This window comes from Microbulbifer aggregans, assembly GCF_001750105.1.
Classification (GTDB): Bacteria; Pseudomonadota; Gammaproteobacteria; order Pseudomonadales; family Cellvibrionaceae; genus Microbulbifer; species Microbulbifer aggregans.
Map to the genome: position 1 here is coordinate 450,273 of NZ_CP014143.1, position 26,990 is coordinate 477,262.

The window sequence follows — 26,990 nt, forward strand, 5'->3', positions numbered from 1 at the left end:
CGCCATCAGAAGAACAGATCGAAGCCGGCGCCACCGAAACGGAGCAATTCCAGATCCAGCAAGCGGAGTTCCCGGGCTACGGCGCGGCGCTGCAGGCGCAGCTCCTGCAAGCGGGATTCATTTTCTTCCGCGCGGATCGCCGCCTGCAGCGCGCCCAGTTCGTATTCCAGGTAGTCCTGCCGTTCCTGCAACTGACGGTATTGTTGCTCTACCTGGAAGTGGGCCAGCCCCCGCTGGTATTCCCCCATAAACAGGTCGGCGGTGGGACCGGTGCAGACGCCCTCGTAAGAGTGGCCGCGCCGGCCGAGGTAATAACCGTTCTCCGGGGTACAGAACTGCTCCACCCCCATCTCATGGCCACGCAGCCAGGCCTCGCTGTCAGCGCGCACGCCGTACTGCTGACATTCCTGGGCAATTTCGTAGATCAGCGCCTGACTGCGGCCACGGGCGCCATCCTGCAGGCCACGCTCATACCAGAGTCCAGCCTGACACTGTTCCTCGGAAATCACCGTGCAACCGGCACTGAACAGCAATGGCAGGGCCAACAGAAGCCAGGCCAATCGGTGCACAGGGAAGTTCAGGCCGCTAATCAATGTCTCACCCGAAACGCTTGTCGGCCACGAACGGATTGGTCTGCCGCTCCTGGCCAAAGGTGGACATGGGGCCATGGCCGGGAACAAAGCGCACTTCATCCCCCAGCGGCCAGAGCTTTTCGGTAATGGAGCGGATCAGGGTGTCGTGATCGCCTTTGGGAAAATCCGTGCGGCCAATGGAGCCCGCAAACAGGACGTCGCCGACCAGCGCCAGGTTACTGGGGCGGTGGAAAAAGATCACATGCCCCGGGGTGTGGCCGGGGCAGTGATGGACCTCCAGTGTTTCATCACCCACGGTCACGGTGTCACCCTGCTCCAGCCAGCGATCCGGAGTAAAAGTCTCAACCGCCGGAAAGCCGAACATCTGCGCCTGCATGGGCAGCTGCTCGATCCAGAAGGCATCTTCCCGATGCGGCCCTTCCACCGGTAGCTGCTTCTGGGCCACCAGGGCCGCCGTTCCACCGACGTGATCCAGGTGACCGTGGGTGAGCAGGATTTTTTCCAGCGTCAGGCCCCGCTCTTCCACGGCAGACAGGATGCGCTCCAGGTCGCCGCCGGGATCCACCACGGCGGCCCGCATGGTCTGATCGCACCACAGGAGTGTGCAATTCTGCTGGAAAGGTGTGACCGGGACCGTGTGAAATTGCAGAGCCATAGAAAATCCGCTGCCAGAGAATGTGCGCCGGATTATACCGTGGCAGCGGCCCGAGTTCGCGCCGGGGTTCTGACCCGTCGCCGCGCCTGCTTCTCCAGTAGCTCGCGCACATCGGCCAGCAGTTTCTCGTGCACGATCGGCGCGGTCCAGTAGCCACCGTGAGCGCCCAGCTGTGGCCCCCCGTTGGCAGAGCGCCAGTCTGTGAGCGGGACCGTCTCGTAGTCGCGATAAACCGCCTGGTTGTACGATGGGCTCAGGGGCTTGAGGGGCCAGCCGAACAGGTCGTCCGGATGGTAGAAATTCTTCCACTGGAAGCGATAGCCGCGGGTTTCCGAGATGACCGCCTGAATCTGGTCCCTGGACAGACCGGCACACCAGAGTGGGTTGGTGGGGCCCAGGGTGTACCAGTAACTGAGGGTCTTGAGGCGCAGGAACAGGTCCCTGGCAGAGCCCTTGTGCACACCGCGCGGCCCGCCGTCACGCCAGATGCCGTGATTGACCGAGGGGCGCTGGGCGTCCCAGAGGTAATTGGAAAGGGTCACACAGCTGACCGAATGGCTGATCAAGATGACCGGCGTATTCTCACCGGCGCGCTTGCTGGCCTGATCCAGGACTTTATAGATGGCTTCCTGGCTCTTCTCGTAATTGCCACCATGCTGCTGAACGTCGGCCAGCTGGGCCGCGCTCTCGGCCATCCCGTAGAGCATGAACTTGCGTGCGCGGAGAAACTCCATATCCCGCTTCTGCATGCCCTCGAAGACGCGCTCGATGCTGGGTTGCAGGTGCTCCTGGCACACCAGCGTGTCGCAGTAGATTCTCGACCAGTCCTCGCCGAGGCCTTCTCGTAAAGTCTTAAAGACCGGCTCGGCAAAGTCGCTGTCTACCGCGCCCATGCCCGGCGCTGCCAGAATGATGATATCCGCCATGATCCGCCCCTGATTCTTTTTCTGTTGCAGCGCTTCACTCTGCCTGACCACGATCAGAGCCCTGCGCCATCTTTATATGTAGTGGGCACCGCTTAATCGGTCAAAAGTACCATTTGCCCTGCGCTTTGCAAAGAAAGCCCGCCCTACGCCGGACAGCAGGGGGATGCCGGGGAACTGTCACCATGGCAGAGTTATGATGCATAATCACGTCTGTACAAAAATCAAACATCAAAGACGGCCCTGCACCCAGCGATGCTACTGACCTCAAAATACAGTCTGCCGGATTGCCCCGAACACACCCTGGCCCGACCACGCCTGCTCGACTTGCTGCAGGGGAGCTCCAGCGAACAATTGCTGCTGGTGACCGCCCCCGCCGGTTACGGCAAGACCACACTGGTCTCTTCCTGGGCCGCTTCACAGGACACACCGGTGGCCTGGTATTCGCTCGACAGCAGCGACAATGAGCCCACCCAATTCTGCCGCTACCTGGTGGAAAGCGTGCACCGCGCCACTGGCAACGGCACTCCGGAAACCCACGCCCTGCTGGCAGCCCAACAGCGCCCGGATCCGGCCATCGTGATCAGCCAGATGCTGGCGGAGCTGCGCGGCCACCCCGACGAACTGCGTATCGTCCTCGATGACTACCACCAGATCGATAACGAGGCGGTCCACCACGCCACCCGCTTCCTGCTCAGACATGCCCCCGCGGGTATCGGGGTGGTACTGACCAGCCGCAGCCAGCCACCCCTGGGACTGGCGTCCCTGCGAGTACAGGGACGCCTGCTGGAACTTGGCAGCGCGGAACTGGCACTGAACTGCGACGAGATCTCCCAACTGCTCAACCAGCGCCTGCCCTTCACCCTGGAGAGTGACCGGGTACAGCAACTGCATCAGCTGAGCGAGGGCTGGCCGCCGGCGGTACAACTGTTTGCCCTGTCGGTGCGGGACCGCGAGGAGGTGGACCGCTACCTGGGAGAGCTGGAGCAGGGCCACAGCCATATTCTCGACTACCTGGCGGAAGAAGTCCTGGAGCGACTGGAGCCGGATTTGCGCGAGCTGCTGGCCTGCACCTCGATTCTCACCCGCGTCAACGCGCGCCTGGCTGAGCAGCTCACCGGCCTCGAGGACGGCCAGCAATTGCTGGAGCAAGTGGCGCGGCGGGGACTCTTCCTGCAGGCCCAGGATTCGAGCCGCCAGTGGTTCCGCTACCACCCGGTATTTGCCCGCTTCCTGCAGCGCCAGCTGACCGACAAGCAGCGCCGCTATGCGCTACACCGTCTCGCCAGTGACACCTGGCAGAGCCTCGAACAGCCACTGGAAGCCCTGCGCCACAGCCTCGCCGCCGAGGATGGCGAGGGCCTGCAGAAACTCCTCATCATCCACGGCGAACAGCTGCTGCGCGAGGGCCAGACCCGGGTACTCAACGACTGCCTCGACTGGCTCGGCGGCGAGACTCTGAAGCGCAACGCCCGCTTCACCCTGCTCGCGGCCAAGATGGCCAGAGACAACTTCGATTACGATCGCTGCAAGAAGTATCTGTCTGCAGCCGAGAGCTGGCTCCAGCGGGAGGATCCAGCGCAGTGGAGCGACTTCGAGGGGGCGTTTGCCACCATGCGCGCCCAGACAGCCGTGGCCAAGGGCCGCACGCTGGTGGCCAAGGAGTATGCAGAGGCAGCCCTCGAACTGCTGCGCCCGGATCAGCAGGGCGAGCGCATCGCCGCCCTGCTGGTGACCGGCGAGACCAGCTTCTGCCTCGGCGAGCTGGACGAGGGCTCCAACTACATGGGAGAAGTGGAAGCACTGGCCATGTCGGAGCAGGATTTCCCCAGTGCCGCCTGGGCCATCTGCCAGCAGACCGAGATTGCCATTGCCCAGGGCCTGCTGAAGAAGGCAGACGGGTTGCGTGAGCGCGCTGCCCGGCTGGTGGAAGAGCAGCATCTGACCGGCCTTCCCATTTCCGAATTCATCTGCCGCCTGCGTGGCCAGCTGGCCTGGGAGCGCGGCGACCTGGACGAGGCGGCCGCCGCCGCCCGCCACGGCATGCAGATCAACCGCAAGGTGGGCGAGCGCTGGCTGCTGCCTGAATACACGCTGCTGCTCAAGGTCGCCCAGGCCCGCGGTGAAAGGGAGGAGTCGCTGGAGTGGCTGTCCCGTATCGACCACCTGCTGAGTGGCGAACAGTATCATCGGGACTGGGTCGCCAATGCCGACTCGGCGCGCATCCGCGTGTGGCGCGCCCTTGGCGACCAGAAGGCGATCGCCGCCTGGCAGGAGCAGGCGCAGCCGGTGGCCGACCGCCCCAGCAACCACTTCGAACAGTGCCACGGCCGCAACCACGTGCGGGCTCTGATCGAGCTGACCCGCTGGTCCGATGCAAACCGCCTGATCACCCGCCTGCAGCAGGTGGCCCGGGATTGCGGACTGGTCACGGACTGTCTGCGCAACCTGGTTCTGGAGGCCCACCTCTTGTGGCTACGCCAACAGCGCGAGGCTGCAGTTCAGGCTATCCGTGAGGCCCTTAGCATTGGCGCCGAGCGGGACTTCACCGCCAGCTTCCTGCAGGTGGGCAAGCCGCTGATCGTGATCCTCAAGGCCGTACTGGAAGAAGAGGAGCTGCCCGATGCGGAGCGGGACAAGGCCCAGGAACTGATCCGGCAGGCCCAGGCGCAGCCGGAACTGGACGGCGGCATCCGCATCGAGCTGGACGAGACCATCATCCGCGAGATCCTCGACAGCGACGCGGTGCCGGACTTCCTGCGCCACTCGCCGCTGACACCACGGGAATGGCAGGTACTGAACGCGATCCACTCGGGCCTCTCTAACGAGCGCATCGCCCGGCACTTCAAGGTAGCGCCCAGCACCATCAAGACCCATATCCGCAGCCTGTATCAGAAGCTGGATGTGAAAGATCGGCAGGAGGCCATCGCCCTGGCGGAGCAGATGCTGCGCTCGGTGCAGGATCAGCCCTCGGACCAAACCTGACTTTCTACCACCCTCCCCCCCCTGTCAGGGATGAGGCGCCGGCCCGCCGGCGCCTTCATACTCCACCCTATCCTAAAGAACGGCAATCCTACGGGCTGTAGTTATGAGCGGTAACACCATTAGCACCACCAACGCGGAGTGGTGGCGTAACAGCGTTATCTACCAGATCTATCCTCGCAGTTTCTGCGACGCCAATGGCGACGGTATCGGCGACCTGCCCGGTATCACCCAGAAACTCGACTACGTGAAATCCATCGGCGTGGACGCCATCTGGATTTCGCCGTTCTTCAAGTCCCCGATGGCCGACTTCGGTTACGACGTTTCCGATTACCGGGACGTGGACCCGCTGTTTGGCAATCTGGAAGACTTCGACCGACTGATCGAAGCGGCGCACGAGCGCGGCCTCAAGATCATCATCGACCAGATCCTCAGCCACTCCTCCGACCAGCACCCCTGGTTCGAAGAGAGCCGCTCCAGCCGCGACAACGCCAAGGCCGACTGGTACGTATGGGCGGATCCCAAGCCGGACGGCAGCGCACCCAACAACTGGATGTCCAACTTTGGCGGCAGCGCCTGGCGCTGGTGCACCCGTCGCCGCCAGTACTACCTGACCAACTTCCTGAAGGAGCAGCCGGACCTGAACCTGCACAACCCGGAAGTTCAGGAACAGCTGCTGGCGGACATGAAATTCTGGCTCGACCGCGGCGTGGACGGTTTCCGTCTCGATGCGATCAACCACGCGTTCCACAACCGCTCGCTGCAGGACAATCCCGCACGCCCGCTGGAACTGGACGAGAAGGGCCTGCCGCCGGTGAATACCTATCACTACCAGTGGCATATTTACGACAAATCCCAGCCCGAAAACCTGGTGTTCCTGCAGCGCGTACGCGAACTGCTGGATCAGTACCCGGAGACGGTGACCGTTGGCGAAGTGGGTGACGATAACACCCACAAGATCATGGCCGACTACACCACCGAAAACCGGCTGCATATGGCTTACTCTTTCGACCTGCTGTCGGAAGACTGCAGCGCCGAGTTCCTGCGCGAGACCCTGCGCAAGAACCAGCGGGTGATCAACGAAGGCTGGCCGTGCTGGTCCATCAGCAACCACGATGTACCGCGCCCCATGAGCCGCTGGAACAAGGGCTTCGATAGCGAGCAGGCGTTCGCCCGCGTACCGCTGTTCCTGCTGATGCAGCTCAGCCTGCGCGGCAGCGTGTGTCTCTACCAGGGTGAGGAGCTGGGCCTGGAAGAAGCAGAGATTGCTTTCGAGGACCTGCAGGATCCATACGGCATCAACCTGTGGCCGGAATTCAAGGGCCGCGACGGCTGTCGCACCCCCATGCCCTGGGTCAATCACGGTGAGATCAACGCCGGTTTCTCCAAGGTGAAGCCGTGGCTGCCGGTTCCGGAAGAACATCACCACAAGGCGGTGAGCGTGCAGGAGGACGATCAGAACTCCATGCTGAATCGCTTCCGCACCCTGCTGGACTGGCACCGTCAGTGGCCCGGTCTGGCCAAGGCCGAACAGGAAGTGGTGGATACCGGCAACGACCTGCTGGTGTTCTACCGCCGTACCGACACTGAGGAATTCTTTGTCGCCCTCAACCTGGGCAAAAACGACGAAGCCCTGGCAGTGCCGGCGGAGTTCGCCGATGCCGAGGACATCACACCGGCCATGTTTGGTGGCGCGGTGGCAGATGGCCAGCTGACGCTGCCCGTAGCGGGCGCCCGCGTGCTGAAGCGGAGCGTTTAAAGAAGATTGTTTCCGAAGTGCCCCGGTGCCGTACCGCCATTCGTCAACCGGGGCATTTCACTCTTTCCCTTGCTCTAACTCTTCCCCGAGTTGTTTGCGCAAGTTTTAGCTCTCTTTCCGAGCTTTTATCGATGCCGGCCCTGTGCCGGCTTTTTTTTACCCGTAATTTACGCTCGCCGCGCATCGACAAGTGGCAACCGCGGCTCCGATTCCACTGATTACTTGGTGTTTTTACGCCGGCGACGACTGACACCAACCCAGAAGGTCGCTTCAAACAGCATCCCCAACCCCAGGAATACCACGCTGCCCTGCGGCAGGCCGTAGATGTAACAGGAGATCGCGCCCAGCAGGCACATCAACACCAGTATCCAGCGTTTGTGTGTACTCATCTTGTTCTGTTCTCTCTTCGCAACTCCGAACCCGGGAAACGTTACCCCAGAGTGCTGGCCGAGGAAACCAAAAACAGCAGTGAGCGCCCCCCACTGCCGACCGCAGAGCAGCGCTTTTCGCAAGCGGGTCGCACTTCAGTGGTGGGGCTCGGCACGCTCGATGTCAGCGCTGCTACAGAGGTGCGCCCGTGCAGGCCGCCACAGGTGAGAACACGAAATTGCCAGCGTGACTGATCTATTCGCTCTATGAGCGACCTCAAAAAGATCCAAACGATGTAAGACGGCGCATTTTTCCACTTTAGCCTTGGAACCACTCGCTGCGGCTGACACCGCTGCGTGCCCACTCTGCAGCCAAGCTGGGAAACACCGGATCGCTGCGCTGGGGAAAACCTGACCGACCATCGACCGCGATTTCGCGGTTGCGTACGCCTGTGCCCTGCAAGCAGACGCAGTCGGATCAGTTTGGCAACTGGCTGAAGTTTGCAAAGAGAGGTGCGCAATGCAAACCTGTTTTTCACTGCTGAAACGCTCGACCCTCGCCGCGCTGCTGGCCCTCAGCAGCATCCCGCTGGTCTCACCGATAACGGAGGCACGGGACTACCGCGATCCCAACAACCCACCACCCTGGGTGCGAAACTATTACCGCAACTCTCAAGGCACTTCGCCACAGATGCACAACAACGCCATGCGATTCACCAACAGATCCTGGTGGCGGCATGATGTGACAGGCGGAACGCCGCATATCAAGATCGACCTCAGTGAGCAGATGGCCTATTTCTACAAGGGCGGCCGCCTGGCGGGCATGTCTCCGGTGTCAACCGGCAAAGCCGGTCACCGCACCCCTGCCGGCAGCTTCCGTATTTCCGAGAAGAAGGTCAATCACCGCTCCAACCTATACGGTCACTATGTCAGCCGCAGCGGCTATGTGCTGCGCAGTAACGTGGACGTGCGCCGCGACCGCCGCCCGCCCGGATCGGTATTCCGCGGAGCCTCCATGGATTACATGATGCGGGTAAACGGCCCCGTCAGCATGCACGCGGGTTACGTGCCGGGCTATCCGGCTTCCCATGGCTGCATCCGCTTGCCCTGGCATATGGCGAAAATCTTCTTCGCCCATGCAACCGTCGGCACCAAGGTGAGCATTGTGCCCTGAGCGGTCTCACCGCTATGAACTCAACACGAGGAAACAAAAAGCCGGAGCAACTGCTCCGGCTTTTTTGTTAATAAACCGATCGGCTGATCAGGTCTCTTTCACCGTCCCCTCGAGCTCCTGCGCCGTAAAGTAATCGTGCGCAGCGCGATTCACCCGCTTGGCCAGCAACAGTGTCGAAGTCATGGTGGGGATAGCCATGATGGCGTACATGCCGATAATGATGCTGTTGACCGCATTCAGCGAAGCCACCGCACCGATCACAATCAGGGCAATATAAGCCGCGGTATAAAGCCCCTGCCAGCGCGCACCAAACAGGAATACAAAACACTTCACACCGTAATACCAGAAGGTGACGATGGTACTGAAAGCCAGCGGCAATACCATCAGTAACAGCAGCAATGGCCCCCAGCCACCGAACACTTGCGAGAAAGCCTCCGCAGTGAGGGATACCCCCTCGATGCCGGCGCCGTGCTCCCAGACACCGGTAAGCAGAATCACCAGCGCAGTACAGGTGCAGATCACCAGGGTATCGATGATCGGCCCGACCATGGCCACCACACCCTCGCGAATCGGCTCGCGGGTTTTGGCCGCACCATGAGCCAGGGATTCGGTACCGATACCGGCCTCATTGGAAAATGCCCCGCGACTGATGCCAGTAGCAATCACCGCGCCCAGTGCGCCGCCGGCCACCGCCTGGCCACTGAAGGCATCACTGAATATCAGTGCAAAGGCCGCCGGTACCTGCTGCCAGAAATAACCGATCACAATCAGGGTCAGAGCGAGATAAAAAATCACCATGCCCGGCACGATGCGCACGGCAAACTTGCCGATACGCTGAATGCGCCCGGCAATCACCACCAGTGCGGCAATCGCCAGCACCACCCCGACAACGAAGTCGAACAACATGGAGCCATCCCCAGACACCATGCCCAGCGGCACAGCAAACGACTCCCGCAGCAACTGCACTGTCTGGTTCGACTGGAATACGGGCAGCATGCCGCACAGGCCCGCAATCGCAAACAGGAAGGCCAATGGCATCCATCTGCGGCCGAGCCCCTCACGGATCACGTACATGGGACCACCCTGCAGCTCACCTGCCGCATCGCGACCGCGGTACATCACCGACAGGGTCGCGGTATAAAACTTGGTGGCCACCCCCACAAGGGCTGTCACCCACATCCAGAAGATGGCCCCGGGACCACCGGTACTGATGGCAATCGCCACACCGGCAATATTGCCGAGACCCAGCGTGCCGGAGAGTGCCGTCGACAGCGCCTGCCGGTGCGGAACCTGACCCGGATCATTGGGGTCATCGTACTTGCCCATCAGCAGGTCGACGCTGTGGCCCAGGTGGCGGTAGGGACGCCCTTTGGAAACGATCAGCAGGTAGAGACCTCCACCCACCAACAACACCAGCAGCGGGGTCCCCCAGACAAAGGAAGCAAAAGCGGCCAGCGCCGCATCGACAGACTGTAAAAATGACATGGATTTTTTGGTCAGTAATTTTTGATCGGTCAGTCTATGAAGCGGGAGTTGTGGTTGTCAAAGCACTACCAGTCACAGACCTGCCCGCAACCGGTCCTGCGCAGATACAAAAAAGCCCCTCGACGAGGGGCTTTTTCATTAAGTTCAGAGCAGGCTGATCAGGCGACCACCGGCTCGGGCTCCAGGGTGTCCACCTCCACTTCCGGCTCGCGGACGAAGAATACCGAGATGGCACCGAGAATCATGAACACACCAGCCAGCACAATGATGTAGATGGCCTCGTTGCCGAACACACCGTGCAGGATCGGACCGGCGACCAGGGCCGAGAGAATCTGCGGCGCAGCGATGGTGAAGTTGAAAATACCCATGTACACACCGGTCTTACTGGCCGGCAGGGAGTCAGACAGGATCGCGTAAGGCATGGCGAGGATTGCCGCCCAGGCGATGCCGACACCGATCATGGGCAGCAACAGTCCCAGCGCACCACTGGGTACGGTGACTTCGGTAATCAGCAGGTTCACCTGCGTGAGCTCGCCGCCCTGGAACATCAGGAAGCTGATATAGCCGAGGCCGCCCAGCAGCAGGGACAGGGCGTATGTGGGCTTGCGGCCGAAGGTGCCGGCAATTTTGGTGAGCGCGATCGAGAAAATCGCCGCGAAGAGAGAGTAGGCAGCAAAGATAATACCCACCCAGTCACCGGCAGCGCCTTTGGCCGCGGCGATATGCTCGGGGATCTGGCCCACGGTGGCCAGGTAGTCGTGATCGAACCACTTGGCATCCACACCCCAGACGTGCTGGGTGATCGCCGGAGTGGTGTAGACCCACATAATGAACAGGGCAAACCAGGAGAAGAACTGCACCACCGCCAGCTGGCGCATGGTCTTGGGCATATTGAACAGCAGCTTGGTGAAGCCCTGCAGACGCTCCAGCAGGCTCTTGCGCTCAGCCAGCTCGCCGGCCAGCTGCTCTGCATCGATCCCCTTGTACGCGTTGTATTCCTTCGGTGAGTACTCTTTGGTGCGGAATACGGTCCAGAGAACCGAACCCAGCAGCACGGTGGCGCCGATGTAGAAGGCCCAGATCACGGAGGGAGCCACCTCGCCGGCCTGCGAAGTGTTATCGAGGCCGATCACATTGGTGAGGATGAACGGCAACATGGAGCCAAATACCGCACCGACGTTGATCAGCAGGGACTGGATCGAATAGCCCAGGGTCCGCTGTTCCGAGGGCACCATATCGGAAACCAGCGCGCGGAAAGGCTGCATGGTCACGTTGAAGGCCGCATCCATCAGTGCCAGCATCACCCCACCGAATAACATCGGCGCAATGAAGGCCACCACAAGGCCGGCATTGGGCATAAAGGCCATCCCCAGTGCCGCGGCGATAGCGCCGAACAGGATATAGGGGTTGCGGCGGCCGAAGCGGCTCCAGGTGCGGTCGGAGGCCGAACCCACGATCGGCTGTACGATCAGGCCCATCAGCGGTGCCACGATCCAGAACAGCGACAGCGCGTGCAGATCCGCCCCCAGATCGGACAGAATCCGGCTGGCGTTGGCATTCTGCAGGGCAAAGCCAAACTGCACGCCGAGGAAGCCGAAGCTGACGTTCCATACCTGCCAGAACGGCAGTTTGGGCTGTTTCACTGACTGCGCAGGCGCGCCAGACTCTGTTTGGGACATAAAATCACCGCTGTTCTTCCGAGGTTTGCTCCGCTGGCAGCACCGCATCAGGGACAGGGGCGCGCAGACGGACTGTGATTATGGTTATGTGGCAATTCTGACAGAGCGGCCAGCCAGCTCCCTCCCCCCCTGGCCGGGGAGGAGGCCGACCAGGCAAGCACTTCCCGACCGCAACAGAACAGGCGGTCACGACCAATGCGACTGGGACTGCCGGAACACCGCAACCATTGCTTCCCGGCCCTGTATCCCCCTGCCATAGGGGGGAGCCGGAAGCGCGCCCCCTGCGCGACAATACCCAGTTACGACAAGTTTGCGCGAAATGGAGTCCATCATGCGGCAGCTTTACTTAGTGGCGCTGGTTCTGATCAGCCTGTCAGGCACTGTCACGGCCAGTGAACCCGAGCGAGTGGAACCACCCTTCTGGTGGACAGGGATGGCAGAGCAAAGCCTGCAGCTGCTGGTGTACGGGCGCGACATCTCCCGGTTGGAGCCGGAGACCAACTCCGCGGATGTCACCGTGCTCGGTACTGAAACGGTAGAAAACCCCAACTACCTGTTTATCAACCTCAATATTGCCGCCGATACCGATCCGGGCACTTTCAACATCGCACTGAAAGAGAAAGGCAAAGCGCGCTTCAATTTCGAGTACACACTGCGGTCACGCACGCCCGGCTCTGCCTCGCGCCGCGGCTTTGACAGTCGGGATGCAATCTATCTCATTACCCCAGACCGGTTTGCCAACGGCAACCCGGGCAACGACAACAGCGATGACACCCTGGAAGGCCCCAACCGGCAGCACCCCGGCGGTCGCCACGGCGGCGATATCGCCGGCATGCAGCAGCACCTGGATTACATTGCCGAGATGGGCTTCACCGCCATCTGGCCCAACCCACTGGTAGAAAACGACCAGCCCGGCTACTCGTATCACGGCTATTCGGCCACCGACCACTATCGGATCGATCCCCGCTTTGGTTCCAACGAAGAGTTCCGCCAATTTGTCGCCTCCGCCGATGCCAGGGGCCTGGGAATCATTCAGGATGTGGTTCTCAACCATATCGGCAGTGGCCACTGGTGGATGAAAGACCTTCCCGATAGCGACTGGCTCAACGGCAAAGGCATCAACAAAGGCGAATTTGAAATCACCAACCACAGCCGCTTCACCCCGGTGGACCCCTACGCTAGCGAAGTGGACAAACGCGGATTCCTGGACGGGTGGTTTGTCGACTCCATGCCCGATATGAATCAACGGCATCCGCTGGTGGCCAACTACCTGATCCAGAATACGCTCTGGTGGATCGAGTACGCAGGCCTGAGCGGTATCCGGGCAGACACCTACGCCTATTCCGATCCCGACTTTCTGCAGCAGTGGGCTTCACGAATTCACCGCGAGTACCCCAATTTCAGCATCGTCGGTGAAGAGTGGACCCGAAGTCCCGCCCTGGTATCTCACTGGCAGCGGAAAGAGGACGAAGCGGTCAGTGGCGGGCGCCTCAAGAGTATGATGGATTTCCCTCTGCACTATGCGCTGCGCGAAGGCCTCGCGGATAGCGAGAGCTGGAACAGCGGCCTCATCACCATGTATGAGGGCTTGGCGCACGACTTCGAATACCCGAACCCCAACCGCCTGGTCATCTTTGCCGGCAATCACGATACCAGCCGTCTATATAGCCAGCTTGATGGGGATCTGAATCTCTACCGCATGGCGATCGCGTATATCGCCACCATGCGTGGTATTCCGCAGTTTTTTTATGGCGACGAGTTGTTGTTTGAAAGCCCCAAACAGCGGGACGACGGCATTGTCCGCAGTGATTTCCCCGGTGGCTGGCAGGGTGACAAAGCCAATGGATTTACCGGCGCTGGCCTGAGCGAGGAGCAGCTAGAAGCCCAGTCCTTCACCCGGAAACTCTTCAATTGGCGTAAGCGCAATCCGGTGGTTCACAACGGCAAGCTGATGCACTACGCGCCGCTCAATGACACCTACGTTTACTTCCGCTACAACGACGACAAGACCGTGATGGTGGCAATCAACAAAGGCAGCGAGCCCTTTGCTGTTCCCACCGGCCACTTCAGCGAAGTCATGAACGGTAAGAAATCGGCCACAGACGTGATCAGTGGCAAGCAGCACGACATCGACACACTGAGCATCCCCGCCCGCGAGGTAATGGTGCTGGAGCTCGAATAGACTGCAGAAATTCCCGGGCGCCGCGACCGATTCCAGGTGCGGCGCAAAACCTATCGATTAATGAAGCAAAGCCCCGCGAGAGGGAAACAATCATAAGAGGCGATGATGACAGCCAATCCCCTATTGCGCTCCTGCGCGCTGATCGGCCTGCTTGGTGCCGGAGTTTTCCAGAGTGCACTGGCCCGTGACTATATCGAACACTCGCTGGACGGCGATGTGCTCAATCTCAAGCTCAGTGATGCACAGGTAACGCTGACTCCATTAAATGATTCTTCCATCGAGGTCCACTATCAGCGCGAGGGCATCAAACAGCTGCCCTCTTTCGCGATCGCCTCTACTGAGCACGCAGACGTCGATACCAATCTGGAGGAGACACCCAAAGAGTTGATCTTCGAACTGGATGGACTCACGGCTGTCATCCAGAAGTCACCTTTTTCAATCCAGTACCTTCGGGATGAAGAGCCACTGATTCGCGAGGAGAGCGGCTTCTTCGCTACGGAAACCATCCGCGGCTTCCGCTTCACCCTCGACGAGGACGAGAAATTGATTGGCGGCGGTCAGCGCGTGCTGGGCATGGACCGCCGCGGCAAACGACTGCCGCTCTACAATCGCGCTCACTACGGCTACACCACCGAATCCGAGCAGATGTATTTCAGTCTGCCGGCGGTGATGAGCAGCAAAAAATACGTACTACTGTTCGATAACAGTGCCGCCGGCCATATGGACCTGGGCGCCAGCCGAGAGGATCTGCTGCAGTTCGAAGCCATGGCCGGGCGCACCGCCTATATCGTGGTTGCGGGAAAGACATACCCGAAGCTGATCGAGAATTACGTCGACGTCACCGGCAAACAGCCGCTGCCACCGCGCTGGGCCCTGGGTAACTTCGCCTCCCGCTTTGGCTACCGCAGCGAACAAGAAGTGCGCGACACCGTGGACAAATTCGCCGAGGAGGATTTCCCGCTGGACGCCGTGGTGCTGGACCTGTACTGGTTTGGTCCCGATATCAAAGGCCACATGGGTAACCTGGACTGGGATCGCAATACCTTCCCACAGCCACAAAAGATGATGGCGGATTTCAAGGAGCGCGGCATTAACACCATCTTGGTGACCGAGCCCTTTATCCTTACCACCTCCAAGCGCTGGGACGAGGCCGTGGAGAACAATGCCCTGGCCAAAGACCTGGCCGGCGAACCCAAGCGCTTCGATTTCTACTTCGGCAACACCGGCCTGGTGGACGTTTTCTCCGAGGACGCCGGTGACTGGTTCTGGAGTATCTACGATGGCCTGCTGCAACAGGGCGTAGGAGGCTGGTGGGGGGACCTGGGCGAACCCGAAGTCCATCCCGCCGATACCGTGCACAAAATCGGCATGGCCGATGAAGTGCACAATGGCTATGGCCACACCTGGGCCCAGCTGCTGCATGACAAGCAGACAGCGCGATACCCCGAGCGTCGCCCGTTTATCATGATGCGTGCCGGCTTCCCGGGCTCGCAGCGCTACGGCATGATCCCCTGGACGGGTGATGTGGCCCGGGAGTGGGGCGGCCTCAAGCCGCAGGTAGAGCTGGCCCTGCAGATGAGCCTGCTCGGTTTTGGCTACACCCATTCCGACCTTGGTGGTTTCGCCGGCGGCGAAGAGTTCGACCGTGAGCTGTATATCCGCTGGCTGCAGTACGGCGTCTTCCAGCCTGTTTACCGCCCACACGCCCAGGATCACATTGCCTCGGAACCGGTGTTCCACGATCGCAAGACCCGCGATATCACCCGCGAATTCGTCAAACTGCGCTACCGCCTGCTCCCCTATAACTACACGCTGGCATTCGAGAACAGCCAGTCTGGCCTGCCGCTGATGCGCCCGCTGTTTTTCACCGATGAAAGCAATCCGGACCTGATCGACTACAAGGATGCCTACCTGTGGGGCAATGACTTCCTGGTGGCGCCAGTTACCGATGCCGGCATTGACGAAGTAACCGTAAAGTTGCCCGGCGGTGTCTGGTTCGATTACTGGAGCGACGAACTGTACAGCGGCAGTGATGCAGAAGTTGAAGTGGACCTGGAAACGATTCCGGTACTGGTGCGTGCCGGTGCATTTATTCCCACCATCGATGACATCACCACAACCCGCGATTACACCAGCAAACACCTGACCCTGGATTACTATGCCCACCCCACCGCGGTGGAATCCGAAGGCTACGTCTACGAGGATGACGGTAAAACTGTCGATGCCTTCCAGCGCGACCGCTACACCAAGTTGCAGTTCGCTGCCAAGCGGGATGCCGATGGGATCCAGTTCCATTTTGATCGTGAGGGTGGTGGTTACCAGGGCGAGCCCGCAGAGCGCTCCATCAGCCTCAATATCCACAACTGGAACATGGCCAACTCTACGATCGCAGTCGGCGACCAGCCGCTCGAGATCCTCGACCGCGAACGCGATTTCCAGCGCGCGACACAGGGCGCCTGGCTGGACAAACGGAACAATCAGCTGCGGGTTAAATTCCAGTGGTCCAACCAGCCACTGACATTGACCGTCAGCCACTGACAGATTGAGATTGCCCCCTGCGGGAGGGCAGATTCAAAAAACAATGACTAAGGAACGATGATGAAACTCAAGACGCTTTTTGCCGCAAGCCTGATGCTGTCAGCTCTCGGCTGCAGCCAGGAAGAACAGGCGCCTCGGGACATGGGAAGTGCGCAGCCCCCAACAGCCCCTCAGGCGGTTACCCTGGTGGAAGAAAAGCCGGTTATCTACCAGGTGATGACACGCTTGTTTGGCAATACCAATGCGACCAACAAGCCCTGGGGCACCATAGAAGAGAATGGTGTCGGCAAGTTCAATGACATTACGCCGCAAGCCCTGGAGGCAATCCGTAAGCTGGGTGCCACCCATATCTGGTATACCGGCGCTCTGCACCATGCGGTTGTCGGTGACTACACCCAGTACGGCATCAGCAACGATGATCCCGATGTGGTCAAGGGCCGAGCCGGCTCTCCCTATGCGATCAAGGACTACTACAGCGTCAACCCGGATCTGGCGGAAAACCCGGCCGAGCGGCTGCAGGAGTTCCGCGATCTGATCAAGCGCAGCCACGATGCCGGCCTCAAGGTCGTCATCGATATCGTGCCCAACCATGTAGCTCGCGCTTATGAGTCGCTCGACAAACCGGAAGGTGTCCGTGACTTCGGTGCCGATGACGATAAGACCGTCACCTACGCCCGCGACAATAATTTCTATTACGTGGTGGGCGAAGACTTCAAGGTTCCGGAGAGTGACGAATACCAGCCACTGAATGGCGAGACGCACCCGCTGGTCGATGGCAAGTTCGAAGAGAGCCCTGCCAAATGGACCGGCAATGGCGCCCGTGCAGCGCAGCCGGACATCAATGACTGGTATGAAACCGTCAAGATCAACTTCGGCGTGCGCCCGGATGACAGCAAGGACTTCCCGGAACTGCCGGAAGGCTTCGCCGACAAGGGCTTTGCCGAGCACGCAGCCTTCTGGGCCGACAAGGACGTACCGGACTCCTGGGAGAAGTTCCGTGACATCGTCCATTACTGGCAGGATATGGGGGTCGATGGCTTCCGCTACGATATGGCCGGCATGGTACCGGTGGAGTTCTGGAGCTACCTGAACTCCTCGATCAAGGCGCGCAATCCCGAAACCCTGCTGCTCGCCGAAATCTATACCCCGGAGCGCTATCGCGACTACATCCACCTGGGCAAGATGGATTACCTCTATGACAAGGTGGGCACCTACGACACAGTACGTGCCGTCATGGAGGGCAAAGGCAGTATCGACCAGGTGGTAGAGATTCAGGACAGCCTGGCCGACATCGCCCCACACATGCTGCGCTTCCTGGAGAACCACGACGAGCAGCGTATTGCCAGTCCGGAATTCGCCGGTGACGCCGAGATGGGTAAACCGGGTATGGTCGTCTCCACAGCCCTGTCCGCCGCCCCCACGCTGGTGTACTTCGGTCAGGAGCTGGCTGAGCCGGCCAGTGAAGATGCCGGCTTCGGCAAGGCGAGCCGCACCACCATCTTCGACTACTGGTCAGTGCCGACTGTGCGCCGCTGGGTCAATGAAGGTAAATTCGACGGTGGCCAGCTGACTGACGAGGAAAAAGCGCTGCGCGAGTTCTATCAGCGGCTGCTCAACTTCTCCACCAACAGCGAGGCGCTGCGTGGCGCTTTCGCAGACCTGCACGTATTCAATCGCGAGCATGGGGAGGGCTACGGTGAGCAACAGTATGCCTTTGCCCGCTGGTCCGATAGCGAGAAGCTGCTGGTAATCGCCAACTTTGCCAAAGAAGAAAAGAACCTGACCCTGCAGGTGCCGTCGGAAGTGCTGTCAGCATGGCAACTGGAGGACGGCCGCTACCGCCTGGTAGACCAACTGGACGAAACGACCGAGGTAGAGCTGGTTGTCAGTGAAGGAAAGGGGAAAATCCAACTGGCACTGGCCCCGGTCAATGGCTACATTCTGCAGTTGCAGCGATAAGCTTTGATACCTGAAGCTGGACCGAAAAGGGGCGCAAGTTTGCGCCCCTTTTTTATTGGAATGGTCCCTCAGAAAAACTCATACTCCACCAGCAGGCGCCAGCTCTGATCGGGGCTATCATCGGTGAGCCCCAGAATCACACCGAACTCCCATGTCAGGCGGCGGGCATCGGAAAAACGATGGCTACCGCGCGCTATTGGCCCCAGCCCCCGGTAGTCTTCCCCGGCATAAAATTCCAGCGCCGGCTCAAAAGATTCCTGTAACCGGTAGCGCCCTTGAAGGCGTAATTCTGACTCCCACTCGTTATCGATACGCTCTCCCCATTCGTAGCCGAAAGCCAGATTGGCAGTACCCACCCATCGGCCCCACTCCCGAAGTGCCAGCAATGTCGCAGCGCCCTCCCATTGATCCTCGCCGGTTTCCCTTTCAAGCTCAAACAGCAGTCCCCAGTCGGCTGCATATTCACCCTGCTCCGTCAGCTGCCACTTGGCTTCCAGCTCGACAGCTTCCACCTCGAACTCCTCCTCTCCGCCATCGGAGCCGATCAAGTAAATCTCTCCGAACCACCGGTCGGTAAAGCCGTAGCCGACACCGAGGCGATGTACCTGCAAACCGTCCAGCTCGGGCTTGTCCTTATCCTGAACCACCAGCGCCCGCCACTCGAGCTCTGTCTCCAGCGGTTGCACGTAGGGATCGTAAACCCGATCCACTACAAGCCCATCAGCAAAAGAAAAACCTGAAGCCAGCTGCAGGATGATCGATAAGAGAGCCGTCTGCGCTGTTCGTTCAGACCATCGGGGCTGCACTGGCTCGCTCCTCTTTTTTCGCCTTGACCGTAGCCCGGTGTCTGGTCCAGAACAGCAAGCCCAGCATCAGCAGCGCTGATACAAGATAGATTCCGACCTCCACCGGCGAAGGGCTTGCTTCGTAGCCCACCAGTGCATACAGCAACTGCCCAATGACAGAGCCCTCCGGCAGCCAATGACGGGTATCCCACAGGGGTGACTGGGCCGGCAGCCAATCGGCCTGTATCAGTAATTGGGTCGCTTGAATGCACATTCCCGCTGCGACCAGGGTCATTAGCCCACAGGCCACGCCGAGGGTATACCGCTGTGGCAAAGCCAGCAGGAAGTAATAGAACAGTGCACCGATACTGAAACCGATTCCGGCACCCAATAAAGCACCACTAAGTACACCTGGCAGCAAATCCGGGCTGGCTAAAAACGCGGAGAGATACAGGTAGATTTCCGACCCCTCCCGTATCACAGCCAGAGTCACCGCCGCGCCCATGACAAGAGCAATGGTTTTTGCTGAACTCTGCTCGCCATAGTGGGACCGGATCAAGAGCACAGTGACGCATAACAACAGCAAATAGATAACAAGCTGTAATGACGCATCGAAGATTTCCTGACCAACGCCACCCAAAAGTTCCGAAATGAAGCCCAACTGTGTCCCTACCAGGATAGCCACAGCACCGCCCAGCAAGAGAGACAGTGACAGCCAACGCGGGGCGATTCGCAGGCGTCGGCTCATGACCAGCAAGATGCTGATGAGCAATGCCGCCTCCAATACCTCTCGCAATATAATAATGACCGTATTCAGTAACATGGCTCTCTGCCGCTGAGCTTCACTTTACAATGACCTTGCCCTGGGCCGTGTTCGGGTTGAACTCACCAAAAAAGGGATACTCGCCCGGAGGCAGCGGCCCGATAAAAATGATCGCTCTCTGCCCTCCCATAATGACTTTTTCCCGATTGAGTTCATAACTCTCGAACTCCTCCGGAGTCGGGTCCCGGTTGTAGACAATAAGCTTCACTTTCGTATTTGCAGGCACAGTAATTTCCGCTGGGTGAAACAGGTGATCACGAATCTCCAGTTCGATCACCGGGCGCTCAGCGGCCACGGCACTCAACCCGACTGAAACGGACCACAGCAGCAGGACAAATCGACAGGAGAAAGTCCTTTTAATCATTCTCTTCTCCATCAAAATCACGGCCACTGCCTGCCGGAAAAAAGACCCGGATAGAGAGACCTGTGGCAAAACGCGAGTCGTCCAGTTGAACTTCTGCTCGGTGCAGGCGCGCGATATGCTCAACGATCGACAATCCGAGACCGCTGCCTTCAGCATGACTGGCGTGTCGATCGCCACCGACCCGATAAAATCGCTCGAAAATCCTGGCACGCTCCTGCTCGGGGATACCCGGCCCGGAATCTTCCACCTGAATGTAGGCTCCACGCCCAGTCCTTCCGGTCGTCACCAGGATCTCGCCGCGCTCTGGCGTGTACTTGCCGGCATTACTTAACAGGTTACTGATCAACAGTGTCAGCGCGAACGCATCACCCTGAATGGTTGCACTTTCCCCCTGCAAGGAGATGTTCTGCTGTTTCGCCGAAAAAAGTTCATAGCGCTCGGTGATCACCTCACGGGTAAGCTGCCGCAGGTCCAGAGTCTCAAGACGTGTCGGATAATGTTCCGGATTGGTCCGGAAGAGGGTCAGCATCTGCTCGACAAGCTGTGCCATTCTCGTGACGCTATGGCGCAGTTTCTCCAGCGATCCAGACCGCTCCGCAAGACCCGCATCCTGAAGTTCCTGTTCCAGATTGTGCAGATGCACCTGAATGGCACTGATCGGCGTTCGTAATTCATGGGCTGCATCTGCGGAGAAACGACGTTCCCTCTCAAAGGAAGCACCAAGACGAGTCAGCAGTGCATTGGTAGAGCGAATCACCGGCTGCAATTCTTCAGGCGGTTCTGACACCTGAAGTGGTTCCAGATCCTCGGCGCGTTTCTGCCGCAATGCACTCGCCAGTTCTCGCAGGCTGGATAGACCGCGCCCAATCACCAGCCAGATCAGTAATGCTGCCAGCGGCAGGGCCAGCAGCGTGGGCAACACCGATTCGAGCACCACCCGCTCTGCCAACTGAAAACGCAGATCAGCCCTTTCGCCCACCTGAATCCAGCGTGCGGATTCAGGGGAAAAATGCGTATAGACCCGCCAGCGGTAACCCGCAAAATTGTTCTCCCGGTAACCCTCTTCCAGTGGGACCATCGGCTGATCCGGCGTGTTGACAGATTTCAGCAGACTTTCACCCGCCTCATTCCACAGCTGCAGGGCGACTTCACCATCATCCGGCAACTCCGTTTGCACCCGCTCCAACGGTAGCTTTTCCAACAGCGCTGCAGTGGCGGCAAGCTGGCGATCGAGCAGCTGCTGGGCTGCAGCCATACTCTCCCGGTAACCATGTAAGGCGGCCAGAAAATTGACCAGAGTAATCGTCGATAACAGCGCGACCAGCAGGAAGACCCGGATCGATCTCACCGACCGGGCCCCAGCTTGTAACCGACGCCGCGAATGGTCTGGATAAACTCGGGATAGATTTTCTTGCGCAGGTTATGGATATGGACATCGACCGTATTACTGGCGACCTCCTCGCCCCAGCTGTAGAGTTTGTCCTCCAGCTGTTCGCGGCTGAGAATATGCCCCGGACGTTCGGCGAGAGCGCGCAGGAGCGCAAACTCGCGCCGCGAAAGCTTTACCGTTTGGCCATTCAGCAGCACTTCGTGACTGGCCGTGTTGATGGCTACCTCGCCGATCACTATCTCCGGGCTGCGACTGGCACCGCTACGGCGCTCCAGTGCCCGCAACCTGGCGAGTAACTCATCCACGGCAAAGGGTTTGGTGAGGTAATCATCGGCACCGGCATCCAGCCCCTGAATCTTGGCGGTCAGCGCATCCCGTGCTGTGAGAATCATCACCGTGCAGCCGACGCCCTTCTGTCGCAGAGATTTCAGTACATCGATACCATCCACGTCCGGCAGACCGAGGTCGAGAATGATGAGATCCGGGTGGGCCGCCTGGGCCAGCGCAATACCCTCCCTGCCGGTGCGAGCGCAATCCACCGCATAGGCCTCATGGCGCAGGGCGGTGGCAATGCCGTCAGCCAGCGATTCATCATCCTCGATCAGCAGAATGCGCACTAATGCAGTTTTCCTTCAATTTTTGCCTTCAGGCTTTTGATTTCACCCAGCCGTCCCTCACTGGCTACTGGCCGCGCCATATCACGGGGTGCGTTTTCTGCACGCTGCACATACTGCAGTGCGCGAGCATAGTCTTTACTCTGGAACAGATAGTCGGCATAGAAGTAATTGGCATCTATATCATCTTCGCCCAGCGCCAGACCTTTGCGGAGATATTCCTCTGCTTTTTTATCATCGCCAAAGCCGATTGGCCAACCGGGCACCTGGTAATAGAGTGAACCCAGGCTGGTGAAGGCCGCCCCATCGAGCACACTGCCATCGATTGCGATGGCATGCTCCAGATCGGCTTTTGCTTCCTTGACCGCAGACAGTGCACCGAGCCCACCCTTCGCCCCCGCGTAGGAGGCGCGAATAATGCCACTCCAGACCCAGACCGGGGCACTGTGACTGAACTCGCTGGTAGCGGAACGGGCCCGCTCCGACAGCTGCTGGAACTTCTCGGCCTGCTCCTTTTCCGGCGTGCGGTATTTGATCTGTGCCCAGGCGTGCTGCAGCTCCTGCACGGTCTGTGAAGCATCAGCCGCCCACAGCTGGGGAGCAACGGCCAGAGTCAGCGCAACGGCTATCAGCCGGACTAGTAATGCCTTTTTCATAGGACTTCTCCTGATAAGTCACCTTGTTTCGCGTAGCGTCGGATGACGGGCAGTTTCTTCGACAAGGCACTGTCCACCAGGCTGGGGAACAGTGCGTTGATCTTGATAAAAAGGCGCTCCGGCCAGCCGATAAAACGGCGCTGCCCTGAAGGTCGGTGAAGCAGGTCCGCGCACTGCCTGGCGACGACAGCCGGCGTGTCGGATTTGTTGCGCAGTGCCCGGTTCAGGGCGCGAACCGCAGGCGTATTCAGTTCCGTATCAACGGCCCTCGGGGCAAGGTAGTGAACACGCACACCACTGTCGGCACACTCACGCCGCAGCGCCTCAGTAAAAGCGAACAGTCCCGCCTTGCTGGCGCTGTAAGCCGTAAAGCCCGGATGGCCAATATGACCGAAAGCGGAGCCGATATTGATCACCGCCCCCTCGGGACTTTGCTCCAGCAACGGGAGAAGATCGCGGGTCAGTGTCATGGGCACCAGAAGATTGGTGTGGAGAATATCGGCGAGTTCACGATCCGCCAGGTCTCCCAGCAGCGCAAAGCGCGAGATGCCGGCATTATTGATCAGGACATCGAGCCCCGCTTCCTCACGGCACATTTGCATCAGCTGCCGTCGCCCGCCGCTATCGAGCAGGTCGGCGGCCAGTACCCGGTGACGTTCTGGGTCAGTGAGGGAGCGCCGCAACTGTTCCAGTCGATCGACGTTGCGTCCCTGTAATAGCAAGCGGTCACCCCGCTCTGCCAGAAGCCTTGCAATGGCATTGCCGAGACCGCCACTGGCTCCGGTCAGCAATACAGTGCGGGATTTTTGCCGGGCACCCATTTCAGGCCACCTCTGTTTGCGGAAATGCCGCCTGCCGTTCGACTTCGCGGAAGATGTCACCGTAGAGTCTGTAAATGACCCGGGCACTGTGAATGATGGCTTGCTGGTCTGCGGGATCGGTGATGCGGTTCATCAGACCCTTGAAAAATTCCACATGGCCGATGTCCAGGGCGCCATGTGAACGCAGGTAACTGAACGCCTTTTCCGGGAGTTGCAGCGACTCCGCGATCGCCCCGGCTGCGCTGTCGGCGAGCTGGATACTGGTACCTTCCAGCACGTGCACCATGCCGAAAAAGCCGAGCGGATTACCCCGTGCAATGGTGTCGTAGGCATAAGCCACCATCAATTCGGTCGACAGATTGGGGGAACTCCGGCGTATCACCTCAGCGTCGCCACCGCAGGCAGTAATGTCATTCAGGATCCACTCCTGATGACCGGTCTCTTCTTCGATATATTCCGCAATCGCCTCGCGGAGCCATTCCTGCTGATCGGTCAAACGACTGCCACAGGCCATCAGCAGCGGCACCGTGTGCTTGACGTGATGGTAAGCCTGGCTGAGAAAGGCGATGTATTCGTCCCGGGTCAGGTCACCGCGGGCTCCGCGCTGGATCAGCGGGACTTCGAGCAGTCCCTGCCGGGCGGCACGGGTTTGCTCCTGGAGCTGGTCAAAAAACTTCATGATGAGACTCTCGCTGTTTCGTACATGGAATCGATCAGATCGGCGTAAGTGCTGGCAATATCACCTCTTCGCGGTCGCCCGTTAGCAGTGAGCAACGCCCCCTGGAAAGTGAGCGGCTCCGGCAACGGCCGCCACTCACGCAGTTGTGCGTAATCGGGGAGTTTGGTATTGACTCGGGCCAGCCACTGATCGACAGCCGCCTCGTCCGTGCCGGGGAGCGGGAAAATCAATGCGCTGCAATAGGGACGGTCATCCCCCACAACGACACACTGGGCAATGGTCGGTGAAAGTAATACCTCGCTCTCGATCCACTCGGGGGAGATGTTGCGGCCAAACGAGCTGATCAGGATATTCTTGCGACGCCCGGTAATATGCAGGAATCCCGCTTTATCCAGAGCTCCCAGGTCTCCGGTAGACAGCCACGCATCCGGATCGGCGAGTTCATCCAGATAACCCAGATAGCGCGGCCCGCGCACCAGGACTTCGCCGTCTTTTACCCTGATCTCACAGTGCGGCAGAGGCCTGCCTGCAGCTCCCGGGTGATCGGCCCCGGGCAGATTCAATGCCACTACCGAGCCACACTCGGAGAGGCCATAGCCCTCAAATACCGGCAGTCCGAGACGGCGAGCCCGGCACAACAGATCCGCGGCCACTTTGCCGCCGCCCACGGCGATGAATCTCAATGAGGGTGGCGCTTTCCAGCCACGGTCAACAGCCGTCACCAGCAGCTTGAGCATCTGCGGCAACAGGATGAGACTATGCGGACGATGGTGATCGATGCTGCTGCACAGCCGGGCTATGTCTAGCTGCGAGCTCCCGCTCAACCCGAGGCTGTCGAGCCCGGGGGCAATAACCAGGCCGCCGAGGAGCCAGCTGGTATAGGCACCAGCCACGTTCTCGAGCAGGGTGGCCAGCGGCAAGATACACAGGTGGCGCCGACAGCCGAGGCTTTGCAGCTCGCGGGCCAGTGCCGCCGCTGTGTTCAGCTGTGTGTCATTGGAGAGACAGACCCCTCGCGGCGCGCCCGTGGACCCGGAAGTAAAAGTCACCTTGGAGGTCTCAGGCGGCAGCGCTGCCGTCCGCACCTTTGGAATTTCAATCAGTGCCAGATCATCGATGTTGGCTTTCGCCTGCCCGGTTTCCGGCAGTGTTGTAAAGCGCTCACAGTCATCGGTAAGAATGGCCTGCATGCCGCTTGCAACAATGGTGTGCGATAGCTGGGCTGAAGAGAAAAAACCCGGAAGAGGCACCAGCACCGTGCCAGCCTGCTGACAGGCCAGGTCGGCAATAAGCCACTGGGGACCGTTGTCGGCATGCAGACCGATGACTGACAGGGACAGTGTCTGCAGCTGTGCCGCCATCAGCCCGATACGCTGGCGCAGCTGGCCGAAAGTCAGCAGCTCTTCTCGACCCTCCAGGGCCGGGGCATCACTCGGCGGCTGTTGCAGTGCCTGGACAAGTGTCTTTCCGATCAATTCCATGCTGGAGCCCTCCGCAACACCTGAGCGAGTGACTGTGCCTCTGTGGCATAGGCATCGAGCATTGATCTTATTGCAGGCAATCGCAGTAGCCGCGCTCGCTCTGCCGGCACATTGATCGCGGTGACGACCGGACGGGTTTCGTAATAACTCCCCCACTCGGACAGACCATCACCGAGCCGCCGCCCATCGGCTTCACAAAGTGCCAGTGGTTCTCGGGCGAGCTTGCCCAGGAGTTGCTGTACTTCAGGGGTGGCGGTGAAAATTGCCCAGGTCAGGCCAGCGGCATGAAGCAGTTCAGCCAGCATCAGGAACAGGTACAGACTTCCACCGCGACTGGTGGCAACCAGATTGCCAATCTCGACCACCTGGTGGCGCTCGACCGGCTGCAAGGTAACACTGGCGAGACGCTGCTCAATGGGCTCGTCGAGATACTGCTCCAGAAACAGGGATTCCTGGCCGGCCCGGCGCAGGCCCAGAGCCGCCCGCGTTTGGTCAGCCCCGCGGAGAGCCAGTAAGCAGGGCAAGAAATGCCGAATACGGGCACCGTAGGTCGTGGCAAACTTGGCGGCGATATAGCCCTCAAGCGCATGCCGCCCACTGTCATACGGCGTCAAAAGATCGAATAACGGCGGCGCGAGGATGGGTCCAGAAGGCCCCACCGGTTCGACCGCCCCGGCGTACTGACAGGATTCCAGTGACATGGCTCAACCTCGTCTGGAAGGGAATACTGGCAGTCTACGGGTGGCAAATTAAGACAAACTTAAGAGTCTCGCCCGAGCGCAAAAACCGGCGCGCAAAGACACATACCTCGCCCTCCCAGGGGCCTCTCGTTCCAGAAGGCGATCACATACCTGCCCGCGACTCCCGCCGTAACCTTGTCCCAGCCGCCAATAGCCCTAGTGCTATTGCTCTCAGGATTTAGCGTAATCCGGCGTCATTGATTTCCATCAAGGCAGCCCCCATCCCGATCGCCACAATGGACCCAATTCTGTCACGGGCGGTGCGCATAATGCCGCGCATGGACCCTGGCTCTCCGGCACCGATCGCATAGCGGGCCGGGCAGCCGTTTTTATCAGTGCC

The 26,990-nt window shown here is 59.8% G+C and carries 22 protein-coding genes; 6 read left to right on the forward strand and 16 right to left on the reverse strand.

What is annotated here, in order from left to right:
- Positions 1 to 5 precede the first annotated feature (5 nt).
- Genes AUP74_RS01940 through AUP74_RS01950 form a run of 3 tightly spaced genes read right to left on the reverse strand, consistent with a single transcriptional unit; the run spans position 6 to position 2,174 of the window.
- Positions 6 to 569, reverse strand: coding sequence for a DUF2799 domain-containing protein (locus tag AUP74_RS01940; protein ID WP_226999863.1), 564 nt, complete (start codon positions 567 to 569; stop codon positions 6 to 8).
- A 28-nt stretch (positions 570 to 597) separates the two neighbouring features.
- Positions 598 to 1,248: an MBL fold metallo-hydrolase gene (locus AUP74_RS01945; protein WP_069946080.1), complete on the reverse strand. Its 651-nt coding sequence runs from the start codon at positions 1,246 to 1,248 to the stop codon at positions 598 to 600.
- 32 nt (positions 1,249 to 1,280) lie between these two features.
- Positions 1,281 to 2,174, reverse strand: coding sequence for a hypothetical protein (locus tag AUP74_RS01950; RefSeq protein WP_069946081.1), 894 nt, complete (start codon positions 2,172 to 2,174; stop codon positions 1,281 to 1,283).
- Positions 2,175 to 2,426: 252 nt separating this feature from the next.
- On the opposite strand from AUP74_RS01950, the gene malT reads away from it, so the two are divergent.
- Both malT and AUP74_RS01960 read left to right on the forward strand, forming a co-directional pair.
- Positions 2,427 to 5,156, forward strand: a complete 2,730-nt coding sequence (malT, locus tag AUP74_RS01955; RefSeq protein WP_069946082.1) for an HTH-type transcriptional regulator MalT — start codon at positions 2,427 to 2,429, stop codon at positions 5,154 to 5,156.
- Positions 5,157 to 5,259: 103 nt separating this feature from the next.
- A complete protein-coding gene (locus AUP74_RS01960) occupies positions 5,260 to 6,912 on the forward strand; it encodes an alpha-amylase family glycosyl hydrolase (RefSeq protein WP_069946083.1) in 1,653 nt (550 codons plus the stop codon).
- A gap of 218 nt (positions 6,913 to 7,130) precedes the next feature.
- Here the strand turns inward: AUP74_RS01960 and AUP74_RS17295 are convergent, their stop codons facing one another.
- A complete protein-coding gene (locus AUP74_RS17295; RefSeq protein WP_158514523.1) occupies positions 7,131 to 7,301 on the reverse strand; it encodes a hypothetical protein in 171 nt (56 codons plus the stop codon).
- 499 nt (positions 7,302 to 7,800) lie between these two features.
- On the opposite strand from AUP74_RS17295, the gene AUP74_RS01965 reads away from it, so the two are divergent.
- Complete coding sequence (locus AUP74_RS01965; RefSeq protein WP_069946084.1) at positions 7,801 to 8,454, forward strand: L,D-transpeptidase family protein; 654 nt, start codon at positions 7,801 to 7,803, stop codon at positions 8,452 to 8,454.
- Between the two features lie 87 nt (positions 8,455 to 8,541).
- On the opposite strand, the gene AUP74_RS01970 is transcribed toward AUP74_RS01965, so the two are convergent.
- Entirely contained in the window at positions 8,542 to 9,939 is a 1,398-nt protein-coding gene (locus tag AUP74_RS01970; protein WP_069946085.1) for an alanine/glycine:cation symporter family protein, read from the reverse strand.
- A 158-nt stretch (positions 9,940 to 10,097) separates the two neighbouring features.
- Complete coding sequence (locus tag AUP74_RS01975; RefSeq protein WP_069946086.1) at positions 10,098 to 11,618, reverse strand: MFS transporter; 1,521 nt, start codon at positions 11,616 to 11,618, stop codon at positions 10,098 to 10,100.
- A 331-nt stretch (positions 11,619 to 11,949) separates the two neighbouring features.
- Between AUP74_RS01975 and AUP74_RS01980 the strand changes: the two genes are divergently transcribed.
- The 3 genes from AUP74_RS01980 (at position 11,950) to AUP74_RS01990 (ending at position 18,297) form a co-directional block, all read left to right on the forward strand.
- Positions 11,950 to 13,800, forward strand: a complete 1,851-nt coding sequence (locus AUP74_RS01980) for a glycoside hydrolase family 13 protein (protein ID WP_145924287.1) — start codon at positions 11,950 to 11,952, stop codon at positions 13,798 to 13,800.
- A gap of 102 nt (positions 13,801 to 13,902) precedes the next feature.
- On the forward strand, positions 13,903 to 16,338 hold the full coding sequence (locus AUP74_RS01985) for a glycoside hydrolase family 31 protein (RefSeq protein ID WP_069946088.1): 2,436 nt from the start codon (positions 13,903 to 13,905) through the stop codon (positions 16,336 to 16,338).
- A 57-nt stretch (positions 16,339 to 16,395) separates the two neighbouring features.
- Complete coding sequence (locus AUP74_RS01990; protein WP_083260764.1) at positions 16,396 to 18,297, forward strand: alpha-amylase family glycosyl hydrolase; 1,902 nt, start codon at positions 16,396 to 16,398, stop codon at positions 18,295 to 18,297.
- Positions 18,298 to 18,365: 68 nt separating this feature from the next.
- Here AUP74_RS01990 and AUP74_RS01995 read toward each other — a convergent pair whose 3' ends face one another.
- Genes AUP74_RS01995 through AUP74_RS02040 form a run of 10 tightly spaced genes read right to left on the reverse strand, consistent with a single transcriptional unit; the run spans position 18,366 to position 26,611 of the window.
- Positions 18,366 to 19,103, reverse strand: a complete 738-nt coding sequence (locus tag AUP74_RS01995; RefSeq protein WP_069946089.1) for a hypothetical protein — start codon at positions 19,101 to 19,103, stop codon at positions 18,366 to 18,368.
- Positions 19,084 to 19,905 (reverse strand): FTR1 family protein, encoded by an 822-nt coding sequence (locus tag AUP74_RS02000; RefSeq protein ID WP_069946090.1) that lies wholly within the window; start codon positions 19,903 to 19,905, stop codon positions 19,084 to 19,086. Before AUP74_RS02000 ends, AUP74_RS01995 begins: the two co-directional genes overlap by 20 nt.
- A 19-nt stretch (positions 19,906 to 19,924) precedes the next feature.
- Positions 19,925 to 20,269: a cupredoxin domain-containing protein gene (locus AUP74_RS02005; RefSeq protein WP_083260765.1), complete on the reverse strand. Its 345-nt coding sequence runs from the start codon at positions 20,267 to 20,269 to the stop codon at positions 19,925 to 19,927.
- Entirely contained in the window at positions 20,262 to 21,617 is a 1,356-nt protein-coding gene (locus AUP74_RS02010; protein WP_069946092.1) for a sensor histidine kinase, read from the reverse strand. The genes AUP74_RS02005 and AUP74_RS02010 overlap by 8 nt, the downstream gene beginning before the upstream one ends.
- Positions 21,614 to 22,276: a response regulator gene (locus tag AUP74_RS02015; RefSeq protein ID WP_069946093.1), complete on the reverse strand. Its 663-nt coding sequence runs from the start codon at positions 22,274 to 22,276 to the stop codon at positions 21,614 to 21,616. The genes AUP74_RS02010 and AUP74_RS02015 overlap by 4 nt, the downstream gene beginning before the upstream one ends.
- A complete protein-coding gene (locus AUP74_RS02020) occupies positions 22,276 to 22,929 on the reverse strand; it encodes a tetratricopeptide repeat protein (RefSeq protein WP_069946094.1) in 654 nt (217 codons plus the stop codon). Before AUP74_RS02020 ends, AUP74_RS02015 begins: the two co-directional genes overlap by 1 nt.
- Positions 22,926 to 23,750 carry an SDR family oxidoreductase gene (locus AUP74_RS02025; RefSeq protein WP_069946095.1) on the reverse strand — a complete coding sequence of 275 codons (825 nt, stop codon included), beginning with the start codon at positions 23,748 to 23,750 and terminating at the stop codon, positions 22,926 to 22,928. The genes AUP74_RS02020 and AUP74_RS02025 overlap by 4 nt, the downstream gene beginning before the upstream one ends.
- Before the next feature lies 1 nt (position 23,751).
- Entirely contained in the window at positions 23,752 to 24,429 is a 678-nt protein-coding gene (locus tag AUP74_RS02030) for a TenA family transcriptional regulator (protein ID WP_069946096.1), read from the reverse strand.
- Positions 24,426 to 25,910 (reverse strand): AMP-binding protein, encoded by a 1,485-nt coding sequence (locus tag AUP74_RS02035; RefSeq protein ID WP_069946097.1) that lies wholly within the window; start codon positions 25,908 to 25,910, stop codon positions 24,426 to 24,428. The genes AUP74_RS02030 and AUP74_RS02035 overlap by 4 nt, the downstream gene beginning before the upstream one ends.
- Complete coding sequence (locus tag AUP74_RS02040) at positions 25,901 to 26,611, reverse strand: thermostable hemolysin (protein ID WP_069946098.1); 711 nt, start codon at positions 26,609 to 26,611, stop codon at positions 25,901 to 25,903. Before AUP74_RS02040 ends, AUP74_RS02035 begins: the two co-directional genes overlap by 10 nt.
- Positions 26,612 to 26,990 lie beyond the last annotated feature (379 nt).

Coding starts and splice junctions, on each gene's coding strand:
- AUP74_RS01945 (WP_069946080.1), bottom strand. CDS start 1,248: ATGGCTCTGCAATTTCACACGGTCCCGGTCACACCTTTCCAGCAGAAT.
- AUP74_RS01950 (WP_069946081.1), bottom strand. CDS start 2,174: ATGGCGGATATCATCATTCTGGCAGCGCCGGGCATGGGCGCGGTAGAC.
- malT (WP_069946082.1), top strand. CDS start 2,427: ATGCTACTGACCTCAAAATACAGTCTGCCGGATTGCCCCGAACACACC.
- AUP74_RS01960 (WP_069946083.1), top strand. CDS start 5,260: ATGAGCGGTAACACCATTAGCACCACCAACGCGGAGTGGTGGCGTAAC.
- AUP74_RS17295 (WP_158514523.1), bottom strand. CDS start 7,301: ATGAGTACACACAAACGCTGGATACTGGTGTTGATGTGCCTGCTGGGC.
- AUP74_RS01965 (WP_069946084.1), top strand. CDS start 7,801: ATGCAAACCTGTTTTTCACTGCTGAAACGCTCGACCCTCGCCGCGCTG.
- AUP74_RS01970 (WP_069946085.1), bottom strand. CDS start 9,939: ATGTCATTTTTACAGTCTGTCGATGCGGCGCTGGCCGCTTTTGCTTCC.
- AUP74_RS01975 (WP_069946086.1), bottom strand. CDS start 11,618: ATGTCCCAAACAGAGTCTGGCGCGCCTGCGCAGTCAGTGAAACAGCCC.
- AUP74_RS01980 (WP_145924287.1), top strand. CDS start 11,950: ATGCGGCAGCTTTACTTAGTGGCGCTGGTTCTGATCAGCCTGTCAGGC.
- AUP74_RS01985 (WP_069946088.1), top strand. CDS start 13,903: ATGATGACAGCCAATCCCCTATTGCGCTCCTGCGCGCTGATCGGCCTG.
- AUP74_RS01990 (WP_083260764.1), top strand. CDS start 16,396: ATGATGAAACTCAAGACGCTTTTTGCCGCAAGCCTGATGCTGTCAGCT.
- AUP74_RS02000 (WP_069946090.1), bottom strand. CDS start 19,905: ATGTTACTGAATACGGTCATTATTATATTGCGAGAGGTATTGGAGGCG.
- AUP74_RS02005 (WP_083260765.1), bottom strand. CDS start 20,269: ATGATTAAAAGGACTTTCTCCTGTCGATTTGTCCTGCTGCTGTGGTCC.
- AUP74_RS02020 (WP_069946094.1), bottom strand. CDS start 22,929: ATGAAAAAGGCATTACTAGTCCGGCTGATAGCCGTTGCGCTGACTCTG.
- AUP74_RS02025 (WP_069946095.1), bottom strand. CDS start 23,750: ATGGGTGCCCGGCAAAAATCCCGCACTGTATTGCTGACCGGAGCCAGT.
- AUP74_RS02030 (WP_069946096.1), bottom strand. CDS start 24,429: ATGAAGTTTTTTGACCAGCTCCAGGAGCAAACCCGTGCCGCCCGGCAG.
- AUP74_RS02035 (WP_069946097.1), bottom strand. CDS start 25,910: ATGGAATTGATCGGAAAGACACTTGTCCAGGCACTGCAACAGCCGCCG.
- AUP74_RS02040 (WP_069946098.1), bottom strand. CDS start 26,611: ATGTCACTGGAATCCTGTCAGTACGCCGGGGCGGTCGAACCGGTGGGG.